The organism is Ramlibacter sp. PS4R-6 (genome assembly GCF_037572775.1).
GTDB lineage: Bacteria > Pseudomonadota > Gammaproteobacteria > Burkholderiales > Burkholderiaceae_C > Ramlibacter.
In genome coordinates this window covers 387940-406594 of record NZ_JBBHKA010000001.1, presented here as the reverse complement: position 1 = coordinate 406594, position 18655 = coordinate 387940, and the positions used below count along the sequence as shown (strand labels likewise).

General features: G+C 65.0%; 10 protein-coding genes, 2 tRNA genes and 3 rRNA genes. 8 read left to right on the top strand and 7 right to left on the bottom strand.

Going from position 1 to position 18655, the window contains the following annotated elements; all coding sequences use genetic code 11:
* Genes WG903_RS01955 through WG903_RS01940 form a run of 4 tightly spaced genes read right to left on the bottom strand, consistent with a single transcriptional unit; the run spans position 1 to position 3342 of the window.
* A complete protein-coding gene (locus tag WG903_RS01955; RefSeq protein ID WP_340078181.1) occupies positions 1-675 on the bottom strand; it encodes a VOC family protein in 675 nt (224 codons plus the stop codon).
* A 2-nt stretch (positions 676-677) separates the two neighbouring features.
* On the bottom strand, positions 678-1526 hold the full coding sequence (locus WG903_RS01950; RefSeq protein ID WP_340072504.1) for a PhzF family phenazine biosynthesis protein: 849 nt from the start codon (positions 1524-1526) through the stop codon (positions 678-680).
* A gap of 8 nt (positions 1527-1534) precedes the next feature.
* Positions 1535-2155: a glutathione S-transferase family protein gene (locus WG903_RS01945; RefSeq protein WP_340072503.1), complete on the bottom strand. Its 621-nt coding sequence runs from the start codon at positions 2153-2155 to the stop codon at positions 1535-1537.
* The gene (locus WG903_RS01940; RefSeq protein WP_340072502.1) at positions 2149-3342 is read right to left on the bottom strand and encodes an aminotransferase-like domain-containing protein; all 1194 of its coding nucleotides are present in this window, start codon (positions 3340-3342) and stop codon (positions 2149-2151) included. The genes WG903_RS01945 and WG903_RS01940 overlap by 7 nt, the downstream gene beginning before the upstream one ends.
* A 136-nt stretch (positions 3343-3478) precedes the next feature.
* Between WG903_RS01940 and WG903_RS01935 the strand changes: the two genes are divergently transcribed.
* On the top strand, positions 3479-4912 hold the full coding sequence (locus tag WG903_RS01935) for an aminotransferase-like domain-containing protein (protein WP_340072501.1): 1434 nt from the start codon (positions 3479-3481) through the stop codon (positions 4910-4912).
* Here WG903_RS01935 and WG903_RS01930 read toward each other — a convergent pair.
* Both WG903_RS01930 and WG903_RS01925 read right to left on the bottom strand, forming a co-directional pair.
* The gene (locus WG903_RS01930) at positions 4909-6558 is read right to left on the bottom strand and encodes a phospholipase D family protein (RefSeq protein ID WP_340072500.1); all 1650 of its coding nucleotides are present in this window, start codon (positions 6556-6558) and stop codon (positions 4909-4911) included. The two genes, WG903_RS01935 and WG903_RS01930, sit on opposite strands and share 4 nt — an antisense overlap.
* A gap of 80 nt (positions 6559-6638) precedes the next feature.
* A complete protein-coding gene (locus WG903_RS01925) occupies positions 6639-8501 on the bottom strand; it encodes an ATP-binding cassette domain-containing protein (RefSeq protein ID WP_340072499.1) in 1863 nt (620 codons plus the stop codon).
* A gap of 102 nt (positions 8502-8603) precedes the next feature.
* Here WG903_RS01925 and WG903_RS01920 point away from each other — a divergent pair, with 102 nt between their 5' ends.
* From WG903_RS01920 to rrf, 7 genes are all read left to right on the top strand, one after another.
* Complete coding sequence (locus WG903_RS01920) at positions 8604-9056, top strand: (2Fe-2S)-binding protein (protein ID WP_340072498.1); 453 nt, start codon at positions 8604-8606, stop codon at positions 9054-9056.
* On the top strand, positions 9053-11326 hold the full coding sequence (locus tag WG903_RS01915; protein WP_340072497.1) for a xanthine dehydrogenase family protein molybdopterin-binding subunit: 2274 nt from the start codon (positions 9053-9055) through the stop codon (positions 11324-11326). Before WG903_RS01920 ends, WG903_RS01915 begins: the two co-directional genes overlap by 4 nt.
* 489 nt (positions 11327-11815) lie before the next feature.
* A 16S ribosomal RNA gene (locus WG903_RS01910) occupies positions 11816-13350 on the top strand.
* An 87-nt stretch (positions 13351-13437) separates the two neighbouring features.
* Positions 13438-13514: transfer RNA gene (locus WG903_RS01905), tRNA-Ile, on the top strand.
* Positions 13515-13530: 16 nt separating this feature from the next.
* Positions 13531-13606 (top strand) — tRNA-Ala (locus WG903_RS01900).
* A gap of 284 nt (positions 13607-13890) precedes the next feature.
* A 23S ribosomal RNA gene (locus WG903_RS01895) occupies positions 13891-16766 on the top strand.
* A gap of 119 nt (positions 16767-16885) precedes the next feature.
* Positions 16886-16998 (top strand): 5S ribosomal RNA (rrf, locus tag WG903_RS01890).
* Together the 16S, 23S and 5S rRNA genes with 2 tRNA genes alongside form the textbook arrangement of a ribosomal RNA operon.
* Positions 16999-17081: 83 nt before the next feature.
* On the opposite strand, the gene WG903_RS01885 is transcribed toward rrf, so the two are convergent.
* Positions 17082-18653 carry a thioredoxin family protein gene (locus tag WG903_RS01885; protein WP_340072496.1) on the bottom strand — a complete coding sequence of 524 codons (1572 nt, stop codon included), beginning with the start codon at positions 18651-18653 and terminating at the stop codon, positions 17082-17084.
* Positions 18654-18655: the final 2 nt, after the last annotated feature.

Below are 18655 nucleotides of genomic sequence, written 5' to 3'. Positions count from 1 at the left end.
TCAGGCTCCTTGCGATTCGAGCCGCACGCGGCCCCTCGGGGTGTCGAGCTCGGCAACGAGGTTGGCGGGCCCTTCCTGCACGGCGACGTGGCGCAAGCCGATGGCACCGAAGGCCTGGCGCAAGCGGGCGGCATCGGGATGCGTCGCCGCCAGAGACGCCAGCGCGATGCCGCTGGCGGGCAGGCTGTCCGCCGGGTGCGGGCTGTCCCACTGGATCAGCGTGGGCAAGGCGCCGTCGAAGAGGCGCGCGCCATCGTGCCGCACGCTGATTTTCCAGCGCAGGAGCCCTGCCGGCGTGTTGCGCTCGGCCGCGACGAGTGGACCGCGCTCGATGCCGAATTCCGCGAGCGCGGCGACGGCGCCGGCCGCGTCGTTGCTGGCGGCGACGAAGTGAACCAGCCGCGGCCTGCGCGCGAGGGCTGCGTGCATGGCCTCGGTGTCAAGGTCGAACCAGCGCGCGTGCGCAGGCCGCGGGGCCGCGGGATCGATCGCGATGATCTCGAAGTAGGCGCGCGGATACGCGGTGCCGCCGAGGGCGAACACGCGGTTGTGCGTGCCCATCAACGGATGTTCGCCGCCGGCCACCGGCTCGAAGCCCAGCATCTCGCGGCACCAGGCGATGCCTTCCGCGAGCGAACGCGCCGCGACGACCAGGTGGTCGAGCTGCGCCTGCAGCATCACAGCAGCACCGTGCCTTCGATGCAGCTCACCGTCTCGCCGCCGACCCAGACCTGCCCGTGGTCGTCGCGCTCGACGTGCACGCGGCCGGCGCGGTCCAGGCGCGTGCCTTGCGCCGCAAGGTAGCGCGCGGGCATGAGGCCGTCATCGATCAGCCATTGCGCCAGGCTGGCGTTGAGGCTGCCCGTTACAGGGTCTTCCGGGATGCCGACCGGATCGGCGAAGGCGCGCACTTCGAGCATCGGCTCCCCGTCGCGCGCATTGGCGTAGCGCGCCGCGACGCCGACCTTGTGGCCGTGCGCGCGCAACTGCGCATGGTCGGGCTCGAGCGCCAGCACGGTGTTCGGGTCCTCGACGAAAAGCGTCAGCCACACCGGGCCGTTGTCGAGCGTGCGCGCGGCGAGAATGGCCTCCGCTTTCAGGCCGAGCGCGGTGGCAACCTGAGCGAGCGCGGCGGGGCCGGGCGCGGTGCGCTTGGACACCGGCGCGGCGAAAGCCAGGCGCGCGCCGTCGCGGCGCAGGTTCACCAGCCCTTGCTTGCACTCCTGCACGATCAGGTCGCGGCGCTTGGCCTTGCCGCCGGCCTGCAGCCAGGCGTGGCAGGTGCCGAGCGTGGGATGGCCCGCGAAAGGCAGCTCGCCGCCGGGCGTGAAGATGCGCACGCGGTAGTCGGCCGCATCGGTGGTCGGCGGCAGCAGGAAGGTGGTCTCCGACAGTTTGGTCCAGTGCGCGAAGTGCTGCATCTGGTCGTCGGACAGGCCGGTGCCGTCGAGCACCACGGCCAGCGGGTTGCCGCGGTAGGCCTCGGCGGTGAAGACGTCGACTTGCTTGAAGGCGCGTTTCTGCATGGGGAGCCTCACGAAAGGGTCAGGTCGAGGACGCCGCGCGAGGCTGCGTTCGCGCGGATGCCCGCGTACCAGCGGTCGACGTGGGGCAGCTCGATCTGCGACACGGGCGTGCCGCGCCAGCGATGGATCTCGCACGCGATGGGGATGTCGGCCATCGTGAACGTGTCGCCGGCCATGAACGGCTGCCTGGCGAGGTGCGCGTCGAGCGTGCGCAGCAGCGGCTCGGTCGCGGCGATCGATTCGTCGATGAGCGCCTGCTGGCGTTTCTCCGGCGGCGTGCGCAGGAGCTGCACGAAGGCATTGCGGCCGGCGGGGTTCAGCGTCGTCTGCTGCCAGTCCATCCAGCGCTCGGCGTCGAAGCGGGTGCGCAGGTCCTGCGGGTAGAGGCCCTTCTGCGCATGCTTCGCGCACAGGTAGCGCACGATCACGTTCGACTCGTACAGCTGGAAGCCGTCGTCCTCGATGGTGGGCACCAGCGCGTTCGGGTTCATCGCCAGGTACTGGGGCGTCTTCACGACGCCGAACTCGTGCCCGGCGTCGGTGCGCTCGAAGGGCAGGCCCAGCCACTGCGTGGTGAGCACCACCTTGCGCACGTTGATCGAGGAGATGCGGCCCCAGATCTTCAGCATCGCGCCTGCTCCCGGATGGCTTGCGCGAGCGCAGCGATGCCGCGGTCGATCTGCTCGTGCGTGGCGGTGACGAAAGACAGGCGCAGCGCCCGCAGGTCGGGCTCCTGCGCGTAGAAAGGCGCGCCCGGCACGAAGGCGACGTTCTTTTCCACGGCGCGCGGCAGCAGCTCGATCGCGCTCATGCCCGCGGGCAGCCGCGCCCAGAGGAACATGCCGCCATCGGGCGTGTTCCATTGCACGTCCAGGCCTTGCATTTCGCGCTGCAGCGCCGCCAACATCGCATCGCGCTGCGACTTGTACAGCGCGCGGATCGTCGGCACGTGGCGGTCGAGGAAGCCGTCCTTCATGACCTCGGCCACCATGCGCTGGTTGAAGCCGGGGCTGTGCAGGTCGGCGGCCTGCTTGGCCTGCAGCAGCTTCGGGAAGATCGCGCGCGGCGCAACGACATAGCCCAGGCGCAGGCCGGGGGCGAGCACCTTGGAGAAGGAGCCGAGGTAGATGCAACCGTCCGGATGCCGCGCGGATAGCGGGGCCGGCGGCGGCGCATCGAACCACAGGTCGCCATAGGGGTTGTCTTCCACCAGGGGCAGGCCGAGTTCCGCGGCACGCTGCGCGAGCGCCGAACGCCGCGCTTCGGACATGGTGCGCCCGGTCGGGTTCTGGAAGTTGGGCAGCACGTAGAGGAAGCGCGCGTCCTTCGACAGCGCACCCAGGCGCTCGACGTCCACGCCTTCCGCATCGCTGGGCACGCCGACGATCTCGGGCTCCATCGGCGTGAAAGCCTGCAGCGCGCCCAGGTAGGTCGGCGTCTCGACCAGGATGCGCGAGCCGGCGTCGACCAGGACCTTGGCGACGAGGTCCAGCCCCTGCTGCGAGCCGGTGGTGATGAGCACCTGCGCGGGGTCGACTTCCCACGGCAGCATGCGCGCCACCGCTTCGCGCAGCGGCGCGTAGCCTTCGCTGGCGGCGTACTGCAGCGCGCCGCGGCCGTCGTCGGCCAGCACCTTGTCGCACGCCTGCGCGAACTCCGAGATCGGGAAGGTCTGGGGCGACGGCAGGCCGCCGGCGAAGCTGATGATGCCCGGGCGCTCGGTGACCTTCAGGATCTCGCGGATCACCGAGGGGTTCATCTTCTCGGCGCGGCGCGCGAGTTGCCAGTGCGTGTGCTTCAGGTCGTTCAGTTTCATGGTTGCTCCGTGGGCGCTTGCGTTTCCGTCGAGGTCACTGTACTGTCGCGCCCAATACACCACCCATACAGTTGGGCGGCTCAGTCCGTGATCTGTATTGGTCCGCCCGGCAGTACACGAAAGGTTGATTTCCGCCATGCTGATGAAGGCCTCGTCGCAATCGCTCACCGAGCAGCTGTCGGCGCGCTTCGCGCAGCGCATCCGGGACCGCTTGCTGGCGCCGGGCGCGCGGCTCCCCTCCGTCCGCCAATGCGCGCAGCAGCAGGGCGTGAGCCCGTCGACGGTGGTGGCCGCATACGACCAGCTGCTGGCGCAGGGCCTGGTGGAGGCGCGCAAGAACCGCGGCTTCTTCGTCCGCGAGAGCCGGTCGGAGACGCCCGCGCCCGCGAAGCCCGACGTCGGCGCGCTCACCGCCGCCGCCGGCTTCGCGTCCACGCGGCCGTACGCGCCGATCGACGCGACAGCGCTGATCCGCGGCATGTTCCACAAGATCAGCCACAAGCCGCAGCCGGGCATGGGCGTGTTCCCGTCGGAGTGGCTCGAGTCGACCTTCATGCCGGCGGCGGTGCGCAAGGTGACGCACACGTGCACGTTGCAGGAGTTCTCGCTGCAGTACGGCGAGCCGAAGGGCGACAGTGGCTTGAGGCGCGTGCTGTCGCAAAAGCTCACCGCGCTGAACATCCATGCCGCGCCGGAAAACATCATCACGACGGTCGGCGCCACGCACGCGCTCGACATCGTGAGCCGCACGCTGCTGCGCGCGGGCGACCATGTGATGGTGGAAGAGCCCGGCTGGGCCGTGGAGTTCGCGCGGCTGCACGCGCTGGGCATGCGGCTGCTGCCGGTGCCGCGGCGGCCCGACGGGCCCGACCTGGAGGTGATGGCGCGCTACTGCGAGGTGCACCAGCCCAAGCTGTACGTGAGCGTGAGCGTCTTCCACAACCCCACGGGCTACTGCCTCACGCCCGGCAGCGCGCACCGCGTGCTGCAACTGGCGAACGCGCACGACTTCCACATCGTCGAGGACGACACGTACAGCCACATCGCGCCGGAACATGCGACGCGCCTGTGCGCGCTCGACGGCCTGCAGCGCACGATCCACGTCAGCGGCTTTGCCAAGATCCTCGCGCCGAACTGGCGGGTGGGCTTCCTCGCCGCGCACCCGTCGCTGATCGAGCAGCTGCTCGACACCAAGCTGCTGGCCACGCTGACCACGCCGGCGCTGCTGGAAAAGGCGCTGGCGCTGTGCATCGAGCAGGGCCAGCTGCGCCGCCACGCCGAGCGCATCCGCACCCGGCTGGACGCGGCGCGCAGCCGCAGCGTGAAGCTCGCGCTCGCCGCGGGCTGCACGTTCGCGGCGGAACCCGCGGGCCTGTTCGGCTGGGTCGATACCGGCGTGGACAGCGACGCGTTGGCGCAGCGCATGCTCGACGAGGGCTACCTGCTCGCGCCCGGCGCCTTGTTCCACGCCGATCGCAAGCCGTCCACGCTGATGCGCATCAACTTCGCGACGACGCAGGACGCCGCGTTCTGGAAGAAGTACGCCGAAGTCGTGCGGACGATGCGCTAGAGCATCTCGTCCGGCGCGAAGGGCGCGATGATGCCGGCGAGCAGCCGCTGCTTGGCGGTGGCTTCCGGTTCGGTGAACGAGTCCTTGTAGTCGGCACCGGGCGGAGCCTGCCAGAGCAGCCCGCCGTCCGCGCGCGCCACCACGCGGTAGGAGCCGCGCTGGATCATGGCATCGATCACCTGCGTGGCCGCGCCGGCCAGCGCCGCGCTGCGGATCACCAGTCCCGCCTCGCTGTTCTTGGTCTGCGAGCGCAGGTCGAGGTTCATCGACCCGATCACCGCCAGCCGCCCGTCGATCATCACGGCCTTGGTGTGCAGGCTGGCGCGCGACGTGTTGCCCTTGGAGCCGCCGCCGGCCGAGCCGATGCCCGAGCCGCCGCCGGTCCCGCCGGACGCGCCGGCCAAGGCGGCGCGCATCTCGTGCAGCTCGACGCCGGCTGCCAGCAGGTCCTTGCGGTAACGCGCGTAGCCGACGTGGGCGGCGGGCGCGTCGTTCGACGCGAGCGAGTTCGTCAGCACGCGCACGCGCACGCCGCGTTCCTTCATCTTGCGGAAGCGCTCGACCATCGCCTTGCCGGGCACGAAGTAGGGCGACACGATCAGGATGTCCTGCTTCGCGCCGTCCATCAGGGCCAGCAGGCCGTCGACCACGGTGTCGCCGGCATTCACTTCATCGTCGTCGCGGTCGATCTTGCCCGGCTTGTCCATGAGCAGCGCGGACGGCGCCCAGGTGAAGCGCAGGTTGCGCAGGTCGAAGGATTGGGGGTCGGCACGCGCCGGCGTTGCAGGCGCCACGTCCGGCATGACGCTGCCCTTCTGCTTCGGCGGCTCGGCGGCCGCGGCGGCCTTCAACGGTCCGTCGGGCGCGTCCTTGCCATCGGGCCCCTTGCGCAGCCGCTCGAGGTCGGCCGGCGACACGAGGGTCTGCATCGGGTATGCCAGGTCGTCGTTCCAGAAATGGTCGAAGCTCGCCGACATGTCGCGCACGACGCGGCCCGCGGCCAGCACGTCCAGGTCGACGAAGTTGCTCTTGCCGTCCACGCCGAAATACGCGTCGCCGAGGTTGCGGCCGCCGGTGATGCCGATGGCGTTGTCCGCGATGAACATCTTGTTGTGCATGCGCTTGGCGATGCGCGCGCTGTCGTGGAGCGAGCCGACCAGCCGCGTGACAAGCGATTCGCGCGAACCCGGCAAGGGGTTGAACAGGCGCATCTCCACGTTGGGCACGAAGGCCAGGTTGAGCACCTGCGCGTCCTTGCCCACCGTGTTGAAGTCGTCCAGCAACACACGCACGCGCACGCCGCGCTGCGCCGCTGCGCGCAAGGCTTCGAGCAGGGTCTCGGTGCTGCCGTCGGCGTGGATCGCGTAGTACTGCAGGTCCAGCGTCCGTTGCGCGTTGCGGATGAGCGCGAGGCGGCTTTCGTAGGCCAACTCGATCGTGTCCAGCAGCACGAAGCCCGAGTCGCTGCGGCCGCGGTCCTGCGCACGCCGCTGCGCGACGAACTGGCCGAGCGCCGTCTGCTCCGGGGTGCCAAGCGCTTGCGAGGGTTTGCGGTCGACGTTCGCGGGCAGGCTCGCGCAGCCCACGGCCCATGCCGCGAGCACGACAGCGAAGAGAAAGCGACGCACGAGGTGGCCCAGAGTCATGCGGTCACTCTAGCTTGGGGCGCGCGCGCGAGGGCGTCGCCAAGGTCAGCCGTACGCGCCTGCGCGTGACGGACAAATCCTCAAGACGGCGTGCTGCCCAGCTTTTCCCAGCGTTCCAGCGCTTCGAGCAGCTCTTCCTCGATCTGCGCGCTGCGTTGCAACAGCGCGGCAGCCTGCTGCGCATCCTTGGCGAACAGGCTGCCGTCCGCCAGCTGCTCGTGGATCGCCTTCTGCTCGGCTTCGAGCGTGTCGATCAGCGCAGGGAGGGCTTCGAGCTCGCGCTGTTCCTTGTAGCTCAGCTTGCGCTTCGCGGCGGCAGCGCGCGCGGGCGGCGCCTTGGCCGGCGTTGGCGGCGGCGCAGGCGTGGGAGCCAGCGCCCGCGCGCGCCGCGATTGCGTCAGCCAATCCTCGACGCCGCCTTCGTATTCGCGCCACAGGCCTTCGCCTTCGAAGACGATCGTGCTGGTGACCACGTTGTCCAGGAAGCTGCGGTCGTGGCTGACCAGGAAGACGGTGCCGTCGTAGGCCTGCAGCAGGTCCTCGAGCAGTTCGAGCGTGTCGATGTCCAGGTCGTTCGTCGGCTCGTCCATCACCAGCACGTTGGCCGGGCGCGCGAACAGGCGTGCCAGCAGCAAGCGGTTGCGCTCGCCACCGGACAGCGAGCGCACCGGCGACGTCGAGCGCGATGGCGAGAAGAGGAAGTCGCCGAGGTAGCTCTTGACGTGCTTGCGCTGGCGGCCGATCTCGATCCACTCGCTGCCGGGGCTGATGAAATCCTCCAGCGTCGCGTCGGGGTCGAGCGCCTCGCGCATCTGGTCGAAGTAGGCCACCTGCAGGTTCGCGCCCTGGCGAATCTTGCCCGCATCGGGCGCCAGCTCGCCCAGCATCAGGCGCAGCAGCGTCGTCTTGCCGGCGCCGTTGGGCCCGATCAGGCCGACCTTGTCGCCGCGCAGGATGGTGGACGTGAAGTTGCGCACCACCGTCTTCGCGCCGAAGGATTTCGTCACGTTGGCGAGCTCGGCCACGATCTTGCCGCTGGGCAGCCCCGTCGCGACGTCGAGCCTGACGCTGCCCAGCGCCTCGCGCCTGGCTGCCCGCGTGGCGCGCAGGCGCTCGAGGCGCGCGATGCGGCCTTGCGCCCGCGTGCGCCGCGCCTCCACGCCCTTGCGCACCCACACTTCTTCCTGCGCCAGCAACTTGTCGGACTTGGCGTTGACCACCGCTTCCTGCGCGAGCTGGGATTCCTTCTGCTCGCGGTAGCGCGAGAAGTTGCCGGGGTAGGAGCGCAGCTGGCCGCGGTCCAGCTCGACGATGCGCGTCGCGACGCGGTCGAGGAAGGTGCGGTCGTGCGTGATCGTCACGACGCTGCCGCGGAAGGCGACCAGCAACTCTTCGAGCCACTCGATCGAATCGACGTCGAGGTGGTTGGTCGGCTCGTCCAGCAGCAGCACGTCGGGGCGGCGCACCAGCGCCTGCGCGAGCGCGACGCGCTTCTTCGTCCCGCCGGACAGGTCGCCGATGCGTGCCGTGGCGTCGAGGTGCAGGCGCTGCAGCGTCTCGTTGACGCGCTGCTCCCATGTCCAGCCGCTGCGCGCCTCGATCCCGCGCTGCAGCTCGTCGTGGTCGCCGCGGCCGTGCGTGTAATCGTCGATCAGCGCCAGCAGGTCGGCCAGCGCGCCACGCACCGCGTCGAAGACCGTGCTGGCGGGGTCGAGCACGGGTTCCTGGGCGACGTAGGCGACGGCAAGCCCTTGCTGCAGCTGCAGGACGCCGTCGTCGACGCGCTCCAGCCCGGCGAGGATTTTCAGCAGCGATGACTTGCCCGCGCCATTGCGGCCGATCAGGCCGACGCGCTCGCCGCCTTCCAGCGCGAAATCGGCGTGGGCCAGCAGCGGCGCATCGCCATAGGCGAGTTGCGCATCGAGCAGGGTGATGACGGCCATGGAGCGCGCGATTATCGGCTGCGGGCTGGAGCGGCTGCTCTATGCCGTGCTCTGCCGCGCTGATAGAGTGGCCGCTCGCGCCTCGGCGCACGAGGAGGGCTAGTGGACTTGCACATCAACGGTCGGCCGCACGCGGTCGAGGCCGAACCCGACATGCCGCTGCTGTGGGCGCTGCGCGACCTGCTGGGCCTGACGGGCACGAAGTTCGGCTGCGGTGTGGCCGCCTGCGGCGCGTGCACCGTGCGCGTGGAAGGCCAGCCGGTGCGCTCCTGCGCGACGCCGCTCGCCAGCGTCGCGGGCAAGAAGATCCAGACGATCGAGGCGCTTGGCGCGCCGGGCAAGCCGCACCCCCTGCAGGCCGCGTGGATCGCCGAACAGGTGCCGCAATGCGGCTATTGCCAGAGCGGCATGCTGATGGCCGCCGCGGCGCTGCTCGAGAAGACGCCGAAGCCGACCGATGCGCAGATCGACGAGGCGATCACCAACCTGTGCCGCTGCGGCACCTACCAGCGCGTGCGCGTCGCGATCAAGCGGGCCGCGGGGATCAAGGCGTGAAGCGACGCACCTGGCTCCTGGGTGCGGCCGGCGCGGGCGGCGTGCTGCTCGTCGGCTGGGGCGTGATGCCGGCGCGCTCGCGTCTGGGTGGCGCATCGTCGATGGCACCGGGCGAGACCGATGTCGCGCTCAATGGCTGGATCAAGATCGCGACGGATGGGGGCGTGGTGCTGGCGATGCCGCGCAGCGAGATGGGGCAAGGCGTGCACACAGCGCTGCCGATGCTCGCCGCCGAGGAACTGGACGTGCCGCTGGCGGTGATCCGCATCGAACCGGCGGGGCCCGAGAAGATCTACGGCAACGTCGCCAACATCCTGGGGTTCCTGCCTTTTCATCCGATCGAGGAGGAAAGCGAAGACGGCTTCGCGCGCACGAAGGTCAGGGCCTCGCGCTGGATCGTCGGCAAGGTCGCGCGCGAACTCGGGATCAACGCGACAGGCGGCTCCGCGAGCGTCGCAGACGCCTGGGACGTCGTGCGCCAGGCTGCGGCGACGGCGCGCGCGTCGCTGTTGGGCGCGGCCTCGCTGCAGTGGCGCCTTCCCGTCGAGGAGCTCGTGGTGCGCGACGGCGTGATCTCGCACGCCTCGGGCAAGTCGGCGAGCTACGGCGAAATGGCGAAATACGCCTCGGCCACGCCGCCGGGGACGGTGCGCCTGAAAGAGCCGAAGCAATGGAAGGTGATCGGGCGGTCGGCGCCGCGGCTCGACGTGCCGGCGAAGGTGGATGGTTCGGCGCAATTCGGCCTGGACGTGCGGTTGCCCGGCATGAAGTTCGCCGCGATCCGCCTGGCACCGACGATCGGCGGCGCACCGGCGGCCGTCGACGCGGCGGCCGCCCTGCGGATGCCCGGCGTCGAACGCATCGTGATGTTGCCGCCGTATGCGGGGTCGAGCGCGGGCTTTGCGGTGGTCGGCCGCAGCTACTGGCATGCGCAGCGCGCGGCGCAGGCGGTGGACGTGCGCTGGGACCCGCGGCCGGCGGGCACGCTGGACTCCCCCCGCATCGCGCAGGACCTGGAAGCAGCCGTGCGCGGGTCGTCCGGGTTCGCATTCTTCTCGGCTGGCGACGTCGCGCAGGCGGAAGGGCAGGCGGCCCGCGTCGTCGAGTCGTGGTACTCGGCGCCGTACCTGGCGCACGCCACGATGGAGCCGATGAATTGCACCGCCCGCGTTGCGGGCGGGAAGGTGGAAGTCTGGGCACCCACGCAAGTGCCGGGGCTGTGCCGTGAAGCTGCGGCGCGCGTGGCCGGCGTGAGCGAAGCGGACGTGACGGTGCACGTGACCTTGTTGGGAGGCGGCTTCGGGCGCCGGCTCGAAGTCGACTATGTGGCCTATGCGGTGCGCGTTGCGCTGGATTGCGGCGGCGCGCCGGTGCAACTGGTGTGGTCGCGCGAGGAGGACATGGCGCACGACTTCTACCGCCCGATGCAGGTCGCCCGCGTGCGCGCCGCGCTCGATGCGAAGGGGCAGGCAACGAGCCTGAACATCAAGTCGGCCGGCGACGCGATCTCGCCGCGCTGGATCGCGCGGACACTGCCTGCGCTCGCGGGACCGGTCGACGTGCCCGACAAGACGACGGCGGAGGGCTTGTTCGACCAGCCCTACGCCTTCGCGAACCAGCGCATGGAACACGTGGCCACGCGCGCCGGCATCCCCGTGGGCTTCTGGCGCTCGGTCGGACACTCCCACAACGCATTCATCACCGAGTCCTTCATCGACGAATTGGCGGCGCAGGCGCGCCGCGATCCCCTGGACTTCCGACGGCAACTGCTGGGCCATGCGGCGAGGCACCTGGCCGTGCTCAACCTGGCCGCAGAGAAAGCCGGCTGGGGCACGCCGCTTCCCGCCGGCCGCGCGCGCGGCGTGGCGCTGCACGAGTCCTTCGGCACGGTTGTCGCGCAGGTCGCCGAGGTCTCGCTGGAAGGGGGTACGCCGCGCGTTCACCGTGTCGTGTGCGCCGTCGATTGCGGCATCGTCGTCAATCCCAACATCGTGGCCCAGCAGATGGAAAGCTCGGTGGTGTTCGCCCTTTCCGCGGCGCTGCACGGGCGCATCGACATCCATGAAGGGGCCGTGCGACAGCGCAACTTCACCGACTACCCGCTGGTCCGTCTGGCTCACGCGCCAAGGGTGGAAACGTGGCTCGTGCCGAGCCAGCGGCCACCGGCCGGCGTCGGCGAACCGGGTGTGCCGCCGCTGGCCCCCGCCGTGGCCAACGCCCTGTTCGCGTTGACCGGTCGCAGGGCCCGCTCGCTGCCTTTGGCGGCCTGAGCCGCTGGGCTGAAGAGCACCGATTTTTCCGTGCTATAGTCGCGGGCTCTGCTCAAAACGGCCAGCGCAATGCGCGAGCCGGACGGGCAGATGAAACGAGGCGTGAATCTGGACCGGCAGTCAAAAACTGGTATAGAATTCAAGGCTTCGCTGACAACGGCAAGCGGCGGCGTCCCACAGGGAACCGCAGCGAAACGAGGTCAGCAGGTGGGGCAGAAAAACCCACAAGGTTGACAGGCCTTAAAAAAATCTGCGAGAATACAAGGCTTCGCTGATCGCAGCGGAAGCAAGCGGGAAACGGGAAGCGCAACGCCGAACGCCCTGCAGGATCCTTAAAAACATACAGCCGATAAGCGTGGGCGTTTGAAGGCGATTGCCAGGTTCTTCGGAACCAAGGTCGCAAGACCTTTCAAACGCTCAAACAGATAGACAAGACGCTTTGAGCAATCAAAGCACCTTGTCGATTCCTATGAGCAAACATTCAAGATCGAACTGTAGAGTTTGATCCTGGCTCAGATTGAACGCTGGCGGAATGCTTTACACATGCAAGTCGAACGGCAGCACGGGGGCAACCCTGGTGGCGAGTGGCGAACGGGTGAGTAATACATCGGAACGTGCCCAGTCGTGGGGGATAACTACGCGAAAGCGTAGCTAATACCGCATACGATCTACGGATGAAAGCGGGGGATCGCAAGACCTCGCGCGATTGGAGCGGCCGATGGCAGATTAGGTTGTTGGTGAGGTAAAGGCTCACCAAGCCGACGATCTGTAGCTGGTCTGAGAGGACGACCAGCCACACTGGGACTGAGACACGGCCCAGACTCCTACGGGAGGCAGCAGTGGGGAATTTTGGACAATGGGCGCAAGCCTGATCCAGCCATTCCGCGTGCAGGATGAAGGCCCTCGGGTTGTAAACTGCTTTTGTACGGAACGAAACGGCGCTCTCTAATACAGGGCGCTAATGACGGTACCGTAAGAATAAGCACCGGCTAACTACGTGCCAGCAGCCGCGGTAATACGTAGGGTGCGAGCGTTAATCGGAATTACTGGGCGTAAAGCGTGCGCAGGCGGTGATGTAAGACAGATGTGAAATCCCCGGGCTCAACCTGGGAACTGCATTTGTGACTGCATCGCTGGAGTGCGGCAGAGGGGGATGGAATTCCGCGTGTAGCAGTGAAATGCGTAGATATGCGGAGGAACACCGATGGCGAAGGCAATCCCCTGGGCCTGCACTGACGCTCATGCACGAAAGCGTGGGGAGCAAACAGGATTAGATACCCTGGTAGTCCACGCCCTAAACGATGTCAACTGGTTGTTGGTCCTTCACTGGATCAGTAACGAAGCTAACGCGTGAAGTTGACCGCCTGGGGAGTACGGCCGCAAGGTTGAAACTCAAAGGAATTGACGGGGACCCGCACAAGCGGTGGATGATGTGGTTTAATTCGATGCAACGCGAAAAACCTTACCCACCTTTGACATGTACAGAACCCTCCAGAGATGGAGGGGTGCCCGAAAGGGAGCTGTAACACAGGTGCTGCATGGCTGTCGTCAGCTCGTGTCGTGAGATGTTGGGTTAAGTCCCGCAACGAGCGCAACCCTTGTCATTAGTTGCTACATTCAGTTGGGCACTCTAATGAGACTGCCGGTGACAAACCGGAGGAAGGTGGGGATGACGTCAAGTCCTCATGGCCCTTATAGGTGGGGCTACACACGTCATACAATGGCCGGTACAAAGGGCTGCCAACCCGCGAGGGGGAGCCAATCCCATAAAACCGGTCGTAGTCCGGATCGCAGTCTGCAACTCGACTGCGTGAAGTCGGAATCGCTAGTAATCGTGGATCAGAATGTCACGGTGAATACGTTCCCGGGTCTTGTACACACCGCCCGTCACACCATGGGAGCGGGTTCTGCCAGAAGTAGTTAGCCTAACCGCAAGGAGGGCGATTACCACGGCAGGGTTCGTGACTGGGGTGAAGTCGTAACAAGGTAGCCGTATCGGAAGGTGCGGCTGGATCACCTCCTTTCTGGAAACCGCAATCAATCTCAAACGTCCACACTTATCGGTTGTTGGAAGATGTCGCCAGCGACGTTTTGCTCGTTGCGACCGGCCTGGGTCTGTAGCTCAGTTGGTTAGAGCACCGTCTTGATAAGGCGGGGGTCGGTGGTTCGAGACCACCCAGACCCACCATCCCATCCAGGAACACGGGGGATTAGCTCAGCTGGGAGAGCACCTGCTTTGCAAGCAGGGGGTCGTCGGTTCGATCCCGTCATCCTCCACCAAACACCACTCAACACCCAAGCGGCTTCGCAAGAGGCTTCTTGGTTGTTGATGCCGCATCTGCGGCTTCAATCGGCTGTTCTTTAACAATTCATAGAGTCGAATCAGCGTTGATAACGGAAACCGCTTCATGGCGGACCGTGCCGTTATCAACATTTTTGATTGCGTCAACTGAACTTCAATTTCGAGTCAAATCGATTTCTGAAGACGGCATAACGCGCGAGGTGAAAGACCTCGCAGGTCCTTGATGAACGATGAATCCTCGTGAGAGGGATCAAAGTTATAGGGTCAAGTGACTAAGAGCATGTGGTGGATGCCTTGGCGATTACAGGCGATGAAGGACGTGATAGCCTGCGATAAGCCCCGGGGAGCTGGCAAATAAGCTTTGATCCGGGGATTTCCGAATGGGGAAACCCACCGAAAGGTATCTTCAGCTGAATTCATAGGCTGAAGAGGCGAACCGGGTGAACTGAAACATCTCAGTAGCTCGAGGAAAAGACATCAACCGAGATTCCGAAAGTAGTGGCGAGCGAAATCGGACCAGCCTGCTAGTGATAGCGCAGAACTTAGCGAAAGCTCCTGGAAAGGTGCACCAAAGAGGGTGATAGTCCCGTACGCGAAAAGATCTGTGTGGTACTGAGCTAGCGACAAGTAGGGCGGGACACGTGAAATCCTGTCTGAAGATGGGGGGACCATCCTCCAAGGCTAAATACTCGTAATCGACCGATAGTGAACAAGTACCGTGAGGGAAAGGCGAAAAGAACCCCGGGAGGGGAGTGAAATAGATCCTGAAACCGCATGCTTACAAAAAGTCGGAGCCCGCAAGGGTGACGGCGTACCTTTTGTATAATGGGTCAGCGACTTACATTCAGTGGCAAGGTTAACCGAATAGGGTAGCCGCAGGGAAACCGAGTCCGAACAGGGCGATCAGTCGCTGGGTGTAGACCCGAAACCAAGTGATCTATCCATGGCCAGGATGAAGGTGCCGTAACAGGTACTGGAGGTCCGAACCGACTAGTGTTGCAAAACTAGCGGATGAGCTGTGGATAGGGGTGAAAGGCTAAACAAACTTGGAAATAGCTGGTTCTCTCCGAAAACTATTTAGGTAGTGCCTCAAGTATTACCTTCGGGGGTAGAGCACTGTTTAGGCTAGGGGGTCATGGCGACTTACCAAACCTATGCAAACTCCGAATACCGAAGAGTAGAGCTTGGGAGACAGAGCACCGGGTGCTAACGTCCGGACTCAAGAGGGAAACAACCCAGACCGCCAGCTAAGGTCCCTAAAATTGGCTAAGTGGGAAACGAAGTGGGAAGGCTAAAACAGTCAGGATGTTGGCTTAGAAGCAGCCATCATTTAAAGAAAGCGTAATAGCTCACTGATCGAGTCGTCCTGCGCGGAAGATGTAACGGGGCTAAGCCAGTTACCGAAGCTGCGGATTTGCACGCAAGTGCAAGTGGTAGGAGAGCGTTCCGTAAGCCTGTGAAGGTGTCTTGTGAAGGATGCTGGAGGTATCGGAAGTGCGAATGCTGACATGAGTAGCGTTAAAGCGGGTGAAAAGCCCGCTCGCCGTAAGCGCAAGGTTTTCTACGCAACGTTCATCGGCGTAGAGTGAGTCGGCCCCTAAGGCGAGGCAGAGATGCGTAGCTGATGGGAAACGGGTCAATATTCCCGTACCGATTGCAAGTGCGATGTGGGGACGAAGAAGGTTAACTCGGCAGACTGTTGGATGTGTCTGTTCAAGCCCGTAGCCGTGCCTGGTAGGTAAATCCGCCGGGCTTAGGTGAGAGGTGATAACGAAGGTGCTTGCACCTGAAGTGAGTGATACCCTGCTTCCAGGAAAAGCCACTAAGCTCCAGCTTGCAACGACCGTACCGCAAACCGACACTGGTGCGCGAGATGAGTATTCTAAGGCGCTTGAGAGAACTCGGGAGAAGGAACTCGGCAAATTGACACCGTAACTTCGGAAGAAGGTGTGCCTTTAGTAGGTGAAGTCCCTCGCGGATGGAGCCCAATGAGGTTGCAAAAAATCGGTGGCTGCGACTGTTTAATAAAAACACAGCACTCTGCAAACACGAAAGTGGACGTATAGGGTGTGACGCCTGCCCGGTGCTGGAAGATTAAGTGATGGGGTGCAAGCTCTTGATCGAAGTCCCAGTAAACGGCGGCCGTAACTATAACGGTCCTAAGGTAGCGAAATTCCTTGTCGGGTAAGTTCCGACCTGCACGAATGGCGTAACGATGGCCACACTGTCTCCTCCCGAGACTCAGCGAAGTTGAAATGTTTGTGATGATGCAATCTCCCCGCGGAAAGACGGAAAGACCCCATGAACCTTTACTGTAGCTTTGTATTGGACTTTGAACGGATCTGTGTAGGATAGGTGGGAGGCTTTGAAGCCGGGTCGCTAGATCTGGTGGAGCCAACGTTGAAATACCACCCTGGTGCGTTTGAGGTTCTAACCTAGGCCCGTTATCCGGGTCGGGGACAGTGCATGGTAGGCAGTTTGACTGGGGCGGTCTCCTCCCAAAGCGTAACGGAGGAGTTCGAAGGTACGCTAGCTACGGTCGGACATCGTGGCGATAGTGCAATGGCATAAGCGTGCTTAACTGCGAGACTGACAAGTCGAGCAGATGCGAAAGCAGGACATAGTGATCCGGTGGTTCTGTATGGAAGGGCCATCGCTCAACGGATAAAAGGTACTCTGGGGATAACAGGCTGATACCGCCCAAGAGTTCATATCGACGGCGGTGTTTGGCACCTCGATGTCGGCTCATCTCATCCTGGGGCTGTAGCCGGTCCCAAGGGTATGGCTGTTCGCCATTTAAAGAGGTACGTGAGCTGGGTTTAAAACGTCGTGAGACAGTTTGGTCCCTATCTTCCGTGGGCGCTGCAGATTTGAGGAAGCCTGCTCCTAGTACGAGAGGACCGGAGTGGACGCACCTCTGGTGTACCTGTTGTCACGCCAGTGGCATTGCAGGGTAGCTAAGTGCGGAAGAGATAACCGCTGAAAGCATCTAAGCGGGAAACTCGTTTCAAGATGAGATCTGCCGGGGCCTCGAGCCCCCTGAAGAGTCGTTCAAGACCAGGACGTTGATAGGCTGGGTGTGGAAGCGCAGTAATGCGTTCAGCTAACCAGTACTAATTGCTCGTGCGGCTTGACCCTATAACTTTGATCGGACAGATCAAGGCGTTATGCCAAGGGTTGAACGCAATCAAGACAGCTGATTCGAAGCTCTATGAATTGGTCTTGCCAGCCGCTGGCTGGTGAGGCGACAAGTTAAGCCTGATGACCATAGCGAGGTGGTCCCACTCCTTCCCATCCCGAACAGGACAGTGAAACGCCTCTGCGCCGATGATAGTGCGGATTCCCGTGTGAAAGTAGGACATCGTCAGGCTATTACAGCCCGCAAACGCCGCCCTCTGGGCGGCGTTTGTCTTTGACAAGGCCCGACTGGAAGCAGTCGGGCCTTTGTCTTTTCTACGATTCGTTTTTCAGTGCGGCTGCGAAGACACTCTCGCAGTTCGCGCGTCCCGTGTCGCCTTTCGGCAGGCGCGCGCACTTGGCCAGGAGTTGCTGCTTCACACGCGCAACGACTTTCGCGCGCGACGTGTCGGCGCCCTCCCATTTCAGCAGGTAGCCTGCCATCTTCTGAAGCGACCGCTGGTTGCGCTCGAAGAACGTCTCGGCCTTCGGCTCGAGCTCGCCGATGACGGAAGCGGATGCCGAGGAAATCCTCGCGACCTCGGCCGGCGCCAGCGCCGTGAGTTCGCGCAGGTAGCCCGCTCCCCATTGCAGCCGCGTGGCCGGGCCTTCCGATTTCCGCCAGGCCAGCTCGTACCAGCGCAGCGCTTCCGCCTTGTCGCCACGCTTTTTTGCGTTCGAGGCGAGCCCGAGCATGTGGTAGTACGGAGAGACTGCCCGCGGCAACTCCGCACGCAGAAGGGCGTCCGACTCTGCCAGCAATCCTGCCGAAGCCAGGACATGCGCGGCGGAGGGCACGACGGCCTGCCGTTCGTAGCGGTCGGTCGACTGCGCCACGAGGCGCAGCGCCTCCGACCGAACCACGTCGCGTCGCGCCGGCGCCAGCTGTTCCGACCGGTCCATGGACTTCCACAGGTCCACGCGCGCATCCAGCGCATCGAGCGCATCGATCCGCGAGAGCGCGGTCACCGCCAGCATCTTCGCCAGTGCGGCATCCCATGCGGTCGCCAGTTGCGCGCGCCCATCGGGACTCGGCGCCAGGTACTTCACCAAGGAATCGGCAAACAGGACCAGCAAGTCACGCTGCTCGATCACGGAAGGCGCGTCGGCGAGCAACCGGTCCACCAGCGCGCGATCGGCCGCGCGCACTGCGTCAGCGGACGCGGGCGTTTCCTGCTGTGCCCGTGCCGCCGCTGCCTTCAGCGCCAGCCGGTCACGAAGGGTGCCCGCCGGTGCGAGCGCAGACAACTCGGAAAGACGCGCACCGAGCTCCGTCGACTTGAACACCTGCTGCTGGTCCGTCTCCCAAGAGTAGAAAGCGAGCAAACGCCATTGCTGCTCCGTGAGGGGCCGGCGCGCGAGTGCCTGCGCCACCAGCTGCTTGACCGACGCGTCCGCCTCCAGCCCCGCGGTCAGGGTCAACAGGTACCGTTCGGGATCCACTTCACCCGGCAGCCGCGTGACCTCCGTGCCATCGGGGCGGAACAACACCATCGTGGGGTAACCCGTGACGTTGAAACGCGCCGCGACTTTCTGCGCGCCGGGCTTGTCGCCGTCGACGTAGACGGGCACGAGCGTGCGAGACCGCTCGATGAAGTCCGCGCGCGAAAACAGCGTGGCCTTGACCTGGTTGCACGGCGGGCACCACACCGCGCCCCAGTAGAAGAAGAGCGGCTTGCCTTGCTGCCGCGCCAGCGCAAAGGCGCGGTCCACATCCGCATCCGTCGAGGCCAACTGCCAGGCGATGCCTGCGCGCGCATCAGGAGTCGCGGCAAATGCGCAAAGCCCGAACATCGCCGCCGTCGCGAGCGACAGCGCCATCAAACGCACCGTGGTGACCGGACGCATCG